The 209-nt window shown below is 47.4% G+C and carries 1 protein-coding gene; it reads right to left on the minus strand.

Annotated elements, in window-relative coordinates; all coding sequences use genetic code 11:
• Window positions 1–192: hypothetical protein (locus KJS63_RS26040; RefSeq protein ID WP_213621627.1), on the minus strand; the 192-nt coding region annotated here is incomplete at its 3' end.
• Window positions 193–209: the final 17 nt, after the last annotated feature.

Here is a 209-nt window from a genome sequence, read left to right on the forward strand (position 1 = left end):
CACTCCAGGAAAATATCCAACCTTAGAAAACTCATCGCTGCGAGAAAATATCAGTCCTTGATAAAGGCCCCACATCTTCTCCTCAGGCTTGATCACCTGAAAACTAGATACGAAACGAACTTGCGCATCCCCGTCATGCTCGGGGTATTTGTTTGGATAAGCCCTCGACCGATTAGTACTGGTCAGCTCCATGCATTGCTGCACTTCCA

Source organism: Paenibacillus sp. J22TS3, assembly GCF_018403205.1.
In the GTDB taxonomy this organism is placed as follows: Bacteria; Bacillota; Bacilli; order Paenibacillales; family Paenibacillaceae; genus Fontibacillus; species Fontibacillus tuaregi.